Below are 12,274 nucleotides of genomic sequence, written 5' to 3' on the forward strand. Positions count from 1 at the left end.
TTAAGATGGAAAAAGTCTCGAGTATAAACTGCCAAGAGCAAACAGGTTGGTTTACAAACTTATATAAAAAGCTAGTCACCAAAGCCTTTGCAAGTATTGAAACAGGCCAAATAGTGTTAGTTGAGAACAGTCGCTCAACAGTATTTGGTCAACAACATTCAGACTTAAAAACCACGATTACCGTTAACGACACTGCCATGTACAAAGCATTTGCGCTATCTGGCAGTGTGGGTGCTGGTGAGTCTTATATTCTTGGGCAATGGTCGTGTGATAACTTGACCAAACTCATCGAAATATTTGCCATAAACCAAAAACAACTAGATGCTTTTGAAAAAAAATTCTCGTTTTTTAGTGGCCTAGCCCACCGATTTAACCATTTCAAAAACAGCAACTCAGAATCTGGGTCGAAAAAGAATATCGTTGCACATTACGATTTAGGTAACGATTTATACGAGTCATTTTTAAGCGAGGAAATGCTTTACTCCTGCGCTGTTTATCCATCAAAAGATGCCTCTCTTGAGGACGCTCAACAAAATAAGCTGAAACAAATTTGTGAGCAGGTAGAGATAAACGAAGGCGATTCAGTCATTGAAATTGGCACAGGCTGGGGGGCGTTTGCGATTTACGCAGCCACACATTACAACTGCCATGTGACCACAACAACGATTTCTGATGAGCAATATGCCTATGTTGAAAATAAGGTTAAACAGTTAGGACTTGAAAATAATATAACTTTGCTCAAGCTTGATTATCGTTTATTAGAAGGGCAATACGACAAGCTTGTATCAATAGAGATGATAGAAGCAGTAGGGCATGAATACCTACCAAGCTTTTTTAAGCAATGTAATAGCTTGCTTAAAGAAGACGGTGCAATGCTAATCCAAGCGATCACTATTGGCGATCAACGTTATCAACATTATTTAAAAAACTCTGACTTTATTCAGCAGTATATTTTCCCCGGTGGTTGTTTGCCTTCAATTAATGAGATGAGCGAGCAAATTAAAAACAATACCGATATGGTTATTCATACTGTTAGCGACATAGGCGCACATTATGCTAGAACACTAGCCGATTGGCGCACACGCTTTATTGATAACTGGCACACCCTAGACAGTGACAAGTTTGATGAGCGTTTTTACAGATTATGGTTATTTTACTTTGCTTACTGCGAAGGCGCTTTTAGAACGCGAGCAACCAGTACCGTTCATTTAACGGCGCGTAAACCACGTTTTACTAGTCAAAATGACGAAATTGCCCTTAATTATTAATTTTGTGCTTTTTCAAACAGTGTGGTTTTTATCACTGTTTTTAGAAGCTCAATCTGTTTTATACACCTCTGGTATTGTTGTGCTTATGTTTGTTTTATCAAAGCAGCATAAGCTCGACGCGTTGCTTTTAGTTAAAGCTTTACCAATTGCGCTGTTATGTGAATACCTTGCTGTGCAGCTAAACCTTCTGGAATTTAAAGTATCCCATTTTCCGCTTTGGTTAGCCTTGCTTTGGGCAGCATTATTGCTTTGCTTAAACACATCAATGGCGTTTATTACTAACCTAAAACTTTGGCAAGCCTATTTAGTGTGCTTAGCCTTTGCGCCAATTAGTTATTATTCAGGTGCTCAATTTGGCGTGCTTAGTATTTATTCACCTGTATGGGCATTTTGGCTTCTGTACGGCGCACTTTGGGCTGCAGCCTTTACATTAATTCTTATTATTAATCAAAAAATTAAAGCGATTATAAATTGTAGCAAGCAATAACAGGAGCTTGTATGAATATCACCGCAAAAATATGTGCAATAACGGCCACAATGATTATGGCTACTTTTTTTACCCCATTGAGCTTTAGCGAAGAGCAAACTGACTTTAAAAAAGTGGGCGAGGCGCGCATGGAATATTTATTTTGGGATGTTTACGATGCAACGTTATATACCCGCTCAGGGAGTTACAAACAGGGGTCGCACCCCGTTAAATTTACGCTCACCTATTTGCGAGACTTTGCAGCAAAAGACATTGTTAAAGCCACTAAAGAGCAATGGCAGCATTTAGGTAAAAGTGATTTATCAGCGAAGTATGCTGATAAATTGCTCACTCTTTGGCCAGACATTAAAAAAGGCGAGTCGTTAAGCTTACAAACATCACCAAGCGGTGAGGCTACTTTTTATCATAATGATAAAAAGTTAGGTGAAATTAGTGACTCGCAATTTGCCAATCAGTTTTTAGCTATTTGGCTAAGCCCAAATACCTCAGAGCCAGCACTTAGAAAACAATTATTAGGGATTTAACATGCGCAATATAAATAAATATAAACAGCTATGTATTTTAATGGCCGCATTATTTTTAGTAAGCTGCTCTGCGCCAAAAGTAGAGCACTACCATGGCAGCAACCCAGAATTTGATTTTAAAGCGTTTTTTAGTGGCGATTTGAAAGCATACGGCGTTGTGCAAGATTATAAAGGCGAACTCACACGTAAACTTGTTGTCACTATGAATGCGCGCTGGGAAGGGAACGAGGGCGTTATAGAGGAAGACTTTGTGTATGACGATGGTGAAACACAAAAGCGTATTTGGTATGTCACCCTTAATGACGATAATAGCTTAGTGGGACGTGCTGATGATGTACTTGGCATTGCAACCGGTAAAAGCGCAGGCAGTGTGTTTCATTGGAACTACAATGTGGTCTTACCCTACGACGGCAGTACGCTTGAGGTGAATTTTGATGATTGGATGTACCTGGTTACACAATCGCGCTTGATAAACCGAACGTCTATTGTTAAGTTTGGTGTCGAGGTTGGGGAAGTGACCTTAGTTATCGAAAAAATATAGAGCAGTGTGTTATTTAAAGTGTGCCTTTTGTGTACTTAAATTAAGTTTTAGTTAACCCAACACGCTGTATTTTACCGAGAATTATTAAAATTTTACGCATTTTCGAAGTATTTAAGCAAAAAATGCAATTTGCTGTTGCTAACTCCTTAAAAATGCATAAAGATAGGTTTTGCGAAGGCAAAATAATAACGAATAGGAATCTAACAATGAATAAAGCTCAATTAGTTGAAAAAATCGCTACTGATGCAGAAATCTCTAAAGCTGCTGCTACACGTGCACTTGACGCGTTTACTGGCGCTGTAACTTCTTCTTTAAAAGAAGGTAATTCAGTTGCATTAGTAGGTTTTGGTACTTTCTCAGTTAAAGAACGTGCAGCACGTACTGGCCGTAACCCACAAACGGGTGCTGAGATCCAAATCGCAGCGGCAACTATCCCAAGCTTTAAAGCAGGTAAAGGTCTTAAAGACCAAGTAAACCCTTAATTGGCGCTTTACAGAATTTTTTAAAAAAGAGCTATTTAGCTCTTTTTTTTTGCCTGTATTAAAGTAGTGAGCTTACCTAAGTTAAGCTTATTCCCACATGCCTAATTAGGGATTAATGCAGGGCGTTGTAAGGCAAGGCTTAGCATAAAAAATCCCTGCTAATTGCTTAGCAGGGATTTAATATAAAACGCTTAACGTTTAAGCTTTAATTAATTACGCTTTTAATGCTTTGTCACCACGGCCGATCCCTACAGCACCAGAGCGCACCACTTCAATAATGTCGGTTTCATGGCGTAGGGTGTCTAAAAACGATTCTATTTTGTCTGTGCTGCTTACCAGTTGTAAGCTGTAGCTTTGGCGTCCCATATCTAAAATAGCACCTTGGAACACATCTACAACACGTGTAACCGCTGCTCGTGTGGTTTCGTCTTGGGCGAATACTTTAACAAGTAATAATTCACGTTCGATGTGACTCATTTCGGTCAAATCAATAATTTTAAGTACATCAACTAATTTATTAACTTGTTTAGTAATTTGCTCAACGATTCTATCATCACCCATTGTGGTAATGGTGATACGTGACAGTGACTCATCATCAGTGGTGCCCACTGTTAAGCTATCTATGTTGTAGGCGCGCTGTGAAAAAAGCCCAACAATGCGAGATAAGGCTCCCGGTTCGTTTTCTAATAAAATAGATAATATACGACGCATTATGCTTTTACTCCTTTACGTAACCACATTTCATCAATGCCACCTAGTTTAATTTGCATTGGGTATACATGTTCTTTTTCATCAACGTTAATATCTAAAAATACTAAGCGATCGTTAATGCTCATTGCTTTATCTATAGCAGGTTGTAGCTCATCTAAAGTATCTACCTTTATGCCTACATGGCCATAGCTTTCAACAAGTTTTACAAAGTCAGGTAATGAGTCCATATATGAAGATGAATGGCGACCGCCGTAAATCATATCTTGCCATTGGCGTACCATGCCTAATGAGCGGTTATTTAGCGAAACCACTTTTACAGCCAAGTTGTACTGTAAACATGTTGATAGCTCTTGAATATTCATTTGGATTGAGCCATCGCCGGTTACACACACTGACTCTTTATCAGGAAAGGCAAGCTTAACACCCATAGCTGCTGGTAAGCCAAAGCCCATGGTGCCTAAGCCCCCTGAATTGATCCATTGGCGAGGGTTTTTAAATGGATAATATTGCGCTGCAAACATTTGGTGCTGACCCACATCAGAGCTTACATATGCGTCACCATTAGTGGCTTTATACACTGCTTCTATAACAGCTTGAGGCTTTATTTTGTCGCCATCGGTGTTGTAGCTTAGGCACTTTTGCTCGCGCCAGCTAATAATTTGTCGCCACCAATCCTCTTGTGCACTGCGATCAATTTGAATGCTACTTTTATCTATGCCGGTTTGCAGTTGCTCCATTACAGTGGCTAAACAGCCCACAACCGGAATATGTGCTTTAATCGTTTTAGAAATAGAGGTCGGGTCTACATCTACGTGAACGATGGTTGCATTAGGGCAAAACTTTTTAACATTATTGGTTACACGATCATCAAAACGCGCTCCCAGTGCTAAAATTACATCGGCATTTGCCATGGCTTTATTGGCTTCAAGCGTACCGTGCATGCCCAGCATACCCACGTAATTTGGGTGAATACCCGAAATACCGCCTAAGCCCATTAATGTATTAGTGATAGGTGCATTTAGCGATTCAACTAAGCGGGTTAATTGCTCAGAGGTGTTAGATAAAATAATACCGCCACCTGAGTATATAACCAGTTTTTTAGCCTCTAAAATTGCGGTAACCGCTTTGCGAATTTGTTTAGAGTGGCCCTTTGTATTTGGGCTGTAGGTTCTAAGCTCTGTTGTTTTAGGGAAGTTGTACTCAAACTTAATAGCAGGGTTAAGCATATCTTTTGGTAGCTCAACAACAACGGGTCCTGGGCGGCCAGTACTTGCGATATAAAACGCCTTTGCCAAAATAGCCGGAATTTCTTCAGCGCTTCTGCAGTTAAAACTATGTTTTACAACCGGGCGAGAACAGCCAACAATGTCGGTTTCTTGGAATGCATCGTCACCAATTAAGCTAGTAGGTACTTGCCCCGATAATACCACCATCGGAATTGAGTCCATATAAGCGGTGGCAATACCTGTAATACAGTTAGTTGCGCCAGGGCCTGAGGTAGCAAGTACAACACCAACTTCGCCAGTAGCACGGGCATAACCGTCAGCCATATGGGTTGCGGCTTGTTCGTGACGCACTAAAATATGTTCAATGTCTTCTTGTTGAAAAAGTGCATCGTATAAATCTAAAACCGACCCACCTGGGTAGCCAAATATATACTTAACCTTCAACTCTTTTAATGCCTGAACAACTAGTTCAGAACCATTATATTCTTGTTTGCTCATCCTCATTCCTCTGTGCGCTGTTTATGCATAAAAAAACCCCCGCGTAGTGCGAGGGTTTTTAAAAAGCAATTTCACTTTTTAATACATCCCCGCTGGGCTTATCACTAAGACCACTACGAGTACGATTAAAAGGTGAAGTTGTTTTTTCATAATTGTCACTTTATAAAAAGCAAAATGCTGCTTTAGATTAAAAATTCTATATGGGGTTATTTTTAAGGGTTTTACGTGCTTATGTCAACCTTGAAAGGGCTGTTTTGGATTAAAATTTCAAATTAATTTGTTTTAATACTAAAAAGTTGCACGCTATTTGTAGTTATATAAAAAATATGAAGAAATTATGCTAATTTTACCGAGTAACCATAATGGGTAAATAGGTAATTTGAGCGCTGTGCTTAATGCATATATTAGGTATGATAGAGCAATAATATATCTGGGGAAGATACAGTGAAAAAAATAATATGGCTTGGCTTATTCCTTTGCAGCCTAAATCTTAACGCAGCAAATACCAGTGCGCATGACCCAGGTATTATTAACAAACAAAGAATAGAGTATTGGTTAAATAAACGCGCTGATACCCAACAAACCACTAACAAGCCAACGGTTGACAGCTACTTAGCGAATACTGCAATGCTTAACCCTTCGCAGTTAAAACCTGTTTCTACCATGAAAGCCCGCTTAACCGCTAAGCAAGCCAATAAGCAGCTGCAATATGCAAGTGCGGCTAGTCCTAGCAACGCGCTAAATGAGGTTAAAGTACTGGCTATTTTAGTTGATTTTCCTGATTTAAAGCACGATGACAATCAGCTAGTTGATGATGATACCGATATGTATTACGAAAATTATACAAAAGAGCATTACCAACAATTGCTTTTTAATGAGGGTGGGTTTGTAGGCCCTAATAATGAAACACTTAGCAGCGTATACGATTATTATTACGACGCATCAGGCGCTAGCTTAACTTTTAGCGGGCAAGTATATGGGTGGGTTAGGGCAGATAGTAATGCTAAAACCTATGGTGAGCGCGTAGGTAACACACGCGATATAAATGCCCCCGCACTGATAAAAGAAGCAGTAGAAAAAGCCACTGCACAATTTGATATTGATTTAACGCAATATGATTTAACAGATTTAGATGATATTGACGGCGATGGCATTATCAACGAGCCAAATGGCATCATCGACCATGTTATGGTTTTTCATTCCAGTATTGGTGAAGAATCCGGTGGAGGCTATTTAGGCGTTGATGCAATTTGGTCTCACCGCTACTACGTATTTGATGAAAACAGTGAGCCTGTCAGTATTGCGGGTAGTAGCGTTAAGTTATCGGGTTATACTATAAACCCAATAGATGCCAGCATAGGTGTCGTTGCGCATGAATTTGGTCACGACTTAGGTTTAGCAGATGAGTACGATTTACAGTCAAATACGGTGGGTGAGCCTGTATCGTCTTGGTCAATAATGTCTACTGGTAGCTGGGCTGGTGGACCTAGAGGTTCACAGCCCGTTATGTTTAGTGCACAGGCGCTTGAGTATTTACAAAACAGATACCAAGGCAATTGGGTGAACCAGCTTAATTTAACCATGGAGGAAGTGAACAGCCAGCCTCAGCAGTCGCTTGTTTATACTAGCTCACTTTCTCAGCAGCAAAGCCAAATTAAAGTGACACTTGCGCAGCAGCTAGAAAAATTTAAAACCCCGGTTGAAGGTGATTTTCAATTTTACTCTGGTACAGGTAACAACCTAACACACACGCTCTCACAAACCATGACCTTACCTGAGGCGGCTACACCACTGACACTTAGCTTTTTAGCTTACTACAGTATTGAGCGCGATTATGACCTTGTACAAGTAAAGGTAAATCAAACTCCTTTAGCTGGTAATTATACAATCGAGACAAATCCTTATTATGGCGATATAGGCCCGTATATAACTGGTGATTCGTTTTTACATGCAGATGCGCAGCAACCTAATGGTTTTTTAATGCATGAGTTTGATTTAACACAATATGCGGGACAAACCATAACATTAAGTATTGAGTATATTACCGATACAAACACACAGTATTATGGTTTTGTAGCCGATGATTTAAAAATAACACACAACAATACTGTGATTTGGCAAAATAACGCAGAGCAGTCAGTGTCGACCTTAGCGTTAAATGGTTTTAGCCGCGTGAGCAGTTATATTTATGCTAAACCAGCCCACTACTATATACAGCTACGTGCGCACAGAGGTGTGGATGCCGGCTTACAAGCAGAGCAATATTCACCGGGAGTTTTATTATGGTATAGCGATAGTGCATTTGATAACAACAACACAACTGATCACCCAGGGGGGGGGGGTAATTTAGTGGTTGATGCGGATCAAAAGCCAATTTATCGCGGTACAAGTAGCACCGCACTTGCAGATACACCTATACAAGTACGCGATGCTGCATTTAGTTTATATCAGCAAAGTGCAGGTTTAGGCGATCAAGACTTAGCTGCCATTAGTGAGTTTAATGATCATTTTGATTACAGCTTTACGCAGCAGGCTGAATCAGGTGTGGTGCTTACTCCCCAAGGGTTTAACTTTGAAATAGTCAGCCAACACCCTGAAAGTGAAACAGCAGAGCTTTTGCTTAGCTATGATGCGCTACAACAAATAACCACAACAGTAAACGAGGCAACCGTTAGCTTTAATGTAGCCGGTTTAAAGTTAACCCCCACAGATACATTTTTATGGGACTTTGGTGATGGGCAATCGAGTACTGAGCTAAGTCCTACACATACCTATGCCGATTACGGCACCTATAGCGTTACCTTTTCGGCAACGGGTGAGACGACTACGCAAACACAAACTAAACAAATTACCATCACAAAGCCGCTAGAAATTGAAAATTTAATGTATCAGTTAAACGGTGCGATTTTATCTGCTCAAGCAATCGTAACTGGCGGAGAAGCACCTTACAACATGAGTTGGCTTATAGATGGTGAACCCGTATCGCAAACTGAAAACCTAGATTACCAATTTAGCTACTCTGGAGATTACACCCTCGCGTTAATTGTAACTGATACGCAAGGGATAAGTGTTAGCCAACAACATTCTTTGAGTGTTAACGCACCGCTGCAATTAAGTACACGCCATACGGCAAATAACTTAGCGGTACAATTTAATAGCTCACCATTAGGTGGTTCTGGTAATTATACATATAGCTGGGATTATGGCGATAGCAGCCCACTAGGTACAACGCAAAACCCAAGTCATAATTACCAAGGTGCAGGTAGTTATTCAGTAAAACTTGTGCTCACAGACAGTCAAACCAATGAAGTTATAAGTAGTGAGCTAACAGTCTCGGTACAAGAAGCGCAAAGTGAATCGTCATCAAGTGGTGGGGCAATAAGTTATTTCATTGCGCTATTAGTGATAAGTGGATTTTACCGGCGTACCAGCAATAAAGTTTAATGATTTTGTGAAGTAAAAGCATTTGACTTAAATGTCTAATAACTTAACACCAGTGGTATAAAAGGTGATGCTCGCTGCATTAAAAATTCTATTTAAAATAAATAGCGTAGTTATGCCAAGTGGTGTTATCAGCAAAGGTTAAAATACAAAAAAGCCAGCAATATGCTGGCTTTTTAGGCTTAAAACAAGATTAACCTTGTTAAATTATAAACGGTCGATTACTGATTGAGTGAAATCAGTTGTACCGTGGCTGCCGCCTAAGTCACGTGTTGTGCGATCGCCAGATTTTATTACATCAGCTACTGCGCTACGAATACGCTCTGCCGTGTCGCCCATATCTAAGTGCTCAAGCATTTGGATAGACGCTAAAATTACTGAAGTAGGGTTTGCTAGGTTTTTGCCAGCAATATCTGGTGCACTACCGTGAACGGCTTCAAAAATAGCAGCATCTTCACCAATGTTTGCCCCTGGTGCCATACCTAAACCGCCAACTAAGCCCGCACAAAGATCAGATAAAATGTCGCCAAATAAGTTAGTTGTTACTACAACGTCAAACTCTTCAGGTGTCATAACTAGCTTCATACATGTTGCGTCAACAATCATTTCAGTTGATTCAATTTGCGGGTAACGCTCAGCAACTTCACGTGCAACTTTTAAAAATAAGCCAGAGGTAGATTTTAAGATATTTGCTTTGTGTACTGCGGTTACTTTTTTACGGCCTTCACGTACTGCTAACTCGTAGGCAAAAGTGATGATTTTCTCAGCGCCTTCGCGAGTAATTACAGATTTAGCTTCTGCTTCGTTACCGTCTTCGCTTACTACTTGGCCTACACCTGAGTACATACCTTGAGTATTTTCACGAATAGTAATGATATCGATATCATCGTAACGTGCTTTAGTACCCACAAATGATTTAACAGGGCGTACGTTTGCGTATAAACCAAACTGCTTACGTAATGTTACGTTAATAGACGTAAAACCTTCACCTACCGGCGTCGTTAGTGGGCCTTTAAGAGTGATTTTGTTTTTAGCGATTGTATCAATTGTTTCTTGAGGAAGTAGCTCGCCAGTTTTTTCTAGTGCAGCAAGGCCTGCATCAACAAATTCATAATCAAAATCGCAACCTGCGGCTTTTAATATTTCAAGTGCTGAGTCGATAATGCTCGGACCGATGCCGTCGCCTTTGATCACTGTGATGGTTTGTTTGGCCATTGACTTTTCCTTTAAAAGAATAAAAAACGCACATAAATTATTACTAATAATAGTAACTGCTTGTTAGGTCATTTATGTGACGTATGTGGATATATTTTGAGGGCGCATTTATACCAACTTATCGCCCATTTTGCCAGTTTATACTATAAATACAGGGTATAACCTGTACTTATAGTCAGCATAAGTGACTTAAATGCTGTTATATAGCGATAAGCCTTGCAGTTGCGCAAAAAAATCATCCTCAGATTTAAAGCCTTGTGCTTTTAGCTGCGCATTTAAAGTTTGTTTTTGCCAAGAAGTTAAAGGCAGAGCGGGTTTAAAAATAGTTTGCGCCACGACCTTTAAACTAATCCATAATTTATGCTGCTCGTTTAGCTCTTTTTTAGGTTGTTGTTCAGCATCGAGTAGAGGCTTGGTCCATGGATTATCACTCAGTAGTTTTGTTAATTCTGTATTTAAATGTTCATTATTAGTCGTTTCCACCCCAAAAAAGGCTGCTAATGGGGCGCTATAAGTTTGGTTAGGCACGCTACTTATGGTTACTTTTGCACAGAGCTGTGCACTGCAATGGGTTAATAAATAATGCACGTAACCATAGATGGGCAAGGCTATATGTTCAAATTGCTGTTTTGGGTTATTACTTACCATTAAAGCTAAAATACTAATAAAGCTATTAAGTTTATTCAGTACGATGTGTTTGTGTGGATGATGTGATGTATCCACTAATTGCTCAAATATAACCCGCTGAATAATTGCCGGTGCATTATCGTAGCCGACCATCGACAAGCTATGGCGTAAGTCTTTGGCGGCTTGGTGCTGATTGTTATAGGGCCTGACTGCTTGGCAGAGCTTCTGTGTTATTTCACTAAAAGGGGCTAGTAACTTATCTAAGCCTTTAAAACTATATTCATGCGCTACTTTTATATGACTCACTAACGCTATTAATTCGGCCTTTGAACTTATCTGCGCCGGGGCTTTACGTACCAGGTGCTCATTGTTCCAGGCTAAAAATAATACCCGTTTATCAGTACATAGCCATTGCATTGGTTGATCTTTAAGTGAGGTTTTAACCTTGTACCACGCCAGTTTTTTCTCATTATTGGCATTAATAAGTATATGCTTATTAGTCTCATCACTTGCTAAATAAACCATTGCTTGGTCGCTGTAAACAATTTTACTGCCTGGCAGGTGTGGGCCTATATGCGCTATTAAATCCTTAATTAACCTTTGCGCAAATGGGTTAGCTGTTTTGACATACACTTCACCCAAAGCTTTGTAAAAATTTAATGGGTTCTTTTTCGATGTATAGGTGATGTTCATCGCGATAATATTACTTAATGCACACAAGGTTATGGCATTGTCATATAGCATTATGTCGCTAGTACTTAGTAACGCTTGCTTATACTTATTTAGTTTAGCTAACATACGCACGCTATTTTGAGTAGGGTGCTGTGCACTGAGCAACACTTTTGCTGCTAGCTGATGGCGAAAACGCCATATTTTTTTATCGCTGAGTGTAAGCATTTGCTGCTGCGCAATTTTATTATGCTGCGCTACAACGCAGCAATGCTCTACCAATGCAACACCAATATAAAGCTCGGTTAGTTCGTCATCAAATTGCTGGCTAGCGCACAGTGCTGTGCTAATAACACATTGGTTAATAACGAGGTTTGTAGCAAAGTCGTAGTGGCTGGTGTACAAGCTTAAACGCGCTTGTAAAGCGTGCGGGTGTTGCTGATACAAAACGCGATAGTGCTGGGCTGTTTGTACAACAAGCGGATAAAGATGTTGCCACTGCGATTTGTCACTATAAATTGTTAGTATTTGATGTGTGTTATGCAGTAACCGCACTAACTGTTTTGAAATAGGCTCATCCATTGG

10 protein-coding genes are annotated in these 12,274 nt (G+C 40.0%); 6 read left to right on the forward strand and 4 right to left on the reverse strand.

Going from position 1 to position 12,274, the window contains the following annotated elements:
• The first annotated feature begins 5 nt into the window (after positions 1–5).
• The 5 genes from CWC04_RS05095 (at position 6) to CWC04_RS05115 (ending at position 3,302) form a co-directional block, all read left to right on the forward strand.
• Positions 6–1,268 (forward strand): SAM-dependent methyltransferase, encoded by a 1,263-nt coding sequence (locus tag CWC04_RS05095; protein ID WP_138684803.1) that lies wholly within the window; start codon positions 6–8, stop codon positions 1,266–1,268.
• Complete coding sequence (locus CWC04_RS05100) at positions 1,243–1,755, forward strand: DUF2878 domain-containing protein (protein ID WP_138684804.1); 513 nt, start codon at positions 1,243–1,245, stop codon at positions 1,753–1,755. Before CWC04_RS05095 ends, CWC04_RS05100 begins: the two co-directional genes overlap by 26 nt.
• A gap of 50 nt (positions 1,756–1,805) precedes the next feature.
• Positions 1,806–2,279 (forward strand): chalcone isomerase family protein, encoded by a 474-nt coding sequence (locus CWC04_RS05105; protein ID WP_138684850.1) that lies wholly within the window; start codon positions 1,806–1,808, stop codon positions 2,277–2,279.
• Position 2,280: 1 nt separating this feature from the next.
• Entirely contained in the window at positions 2,281–2,820 is a 540-nt protein-coding gene (locus tag CWC04_RS05110) for a DUF3833 domain-containing protein (protein ID WP_138684805.1), read from the forward strand.
• A gap of 206 nt (positions 2,821–3,026) precedes the next feature.
• Positions 3,027–3,302: an HU family DNA-binding protein gene (locus tag CWC04_RS05115; protein WP_004586404.1), complete on the forward strand. Its 276-nt coding sequence runs from the start codon at positions 3,027–3,029 to the stop codon at positions 3,300–3,302.
• A gap of 213 nt (positions 3,303–3,515) precedes the next feature.
• Here the strand turns inward: CWC04_RS05115 and ilvN are convergent, their stop codons facing one another.
• Positions 3,516–4,013 (reverse strand): acetolactate synthase small subunit, encoded by a 498-nt coding sequence (gene ilvN / locus CWC04_RS05120; protein WP_004586403.1) that lies wholly within the window; start codon positions 4,011–4,013, stop codon positions 3,516–3,518.
• The gene (locus CWC04_RS05125; RefSeq protein WP_004586402.1) at positions 4,013–5,737 is read right to left on the reverse strand and encodes an acetolactate synthase 3 large subunit; all 1,725 of its coding nucleotides are present in this window, start codon (positions 5,735–5,737) and stop codon (positions 4,013–4,015) included. Before CWC04_RS05125 ends, ilvN begins: the two co-directional genes overlap by 1 nt.
• Before the next feature lie 444 nt (positions 5,738–6,181).
• Between CWC04_RS05125 and CWC04_RS05130 the strand changes: the two genes are divergently transcribed.
• Complete coding sequence (locus CWC04_RS05130; protein ID WP_138684806.1) at positions 6,182–9,181, forward strand: immune inhibitor A domain-containing protein; 3,000 nt, start codon at positions 6,182–6,184, stop codon at positions 9,179–9,181.
• A 204-nt stretch (positions 9,182–9,385) separates the two neighbouring features.
• Here the strand turns inward: CWC04_RS05130 and CWC04_RS05135 are convergent, their stop codons facing one another.
• Complete coding sequence (locus CWC04_RS05135; protein WP_055019049.1) at positions 9,386–10,393, reverse strand: isocitrate dehydrogenase; 1,008 nt, start codon at positions 10,391–10,393, stop codon at positions 9,386–9,388.
• Positions 10,394–10,582: 189 nt separating this feature from the next.
• Positions 10,583–12,271 (reverse strand): hypothetical protein, encoded by a 1,689-nt coding sequence (locus tag CWC04_RS05140; RefSeq protein ID WP_138684807.1) that lies wholly within the window; start codon positions 12,269–12,271, stop codon positions 10,583–10,585.
• Positions 12,272–12,274 lie beyond the last annotated feature (3 nt).

Origin of the sequence: Pseudoalteromonas sp. S2893 (assembly GCF_005887105.1) — a bacterium.
GTDB classification, from domain to species: Bacteria; Pseudomonadota; Gammaproteobacteria; order Enterobacterales; family Alteromonadaceae; genus Pseudoalteromonas; species Pseudoalteromonas atlantica.

What these genes read in the sequence shown, in the direction of transcription:
- CWC04_RS05095 (WP_138684803.1), top strand. Translation starts at nt 6, where the DNA reads ATGGAAAAAGTCTCGAGTATAAACTGCCAAGAGCAAACAGGTTGGTTT.
- CWC04_RS05100 (WP_138684804.1), top strand. Translation starts at nt 1,243, where the DNA reads ATGACGAAATTGCCCTTAATTATTAATTTTGTGCTTTTTCAAACAGTG.
- CWC04_RS05105 (WP_138684850.1), top strand. Translation starts at nt 1,806, where the DNA reads ATGATTATGGCTACTTTTTTTACCCCATTGAGCTTTAGCGAAGAGCAA.
- CWC04_RS05110 (WP_138684805.1), top strand. Translation starts at nt 2,281, where the DNA reads ATGCGCAATATAAATAAATATAAACAGCTATGTATTTTAATGGCCGCA.
- CWC04_RS05115 (WP_004586404.1), top strand. Translation starts at nt 3,027, where the DNA reads ATGAATAAAGCTCAATTAGTTGAAAAAATCGCTACTGATGCAGAAATC.
- ilvN (WP_004586403.1), bottom strand. Translation starts at nt 4,013, where the DNA reads ATGCGTCGTATATTATCTATTTTATTAGAAAACGAACCGGGAGCCTTA.
- CWC04_RS05125 (WP_004586402.1), bottom strand. Translation starts at nt 5,737, where the DNA reads ATGAGCAAACAAGAATATAATGGTTCTGAACTAGTTGTTCAGGCATTA.
- CWC04_RS05135 (WP_055019049.1), bottom strand. Translation starts at nt 10,393, where the DNA reads ATGGCCAAACAAACCATCACAGTGATCAAAGGCGACGGCATCGGTCCG.
- CWC04_RS05140 (WP_138684807.1), bottom strand. Translation starts at nt 12,271, where the DNA reads ATGGATGAGCCTATTTCAAAACAGTTAGTGCGGTTACTGCATAACACA.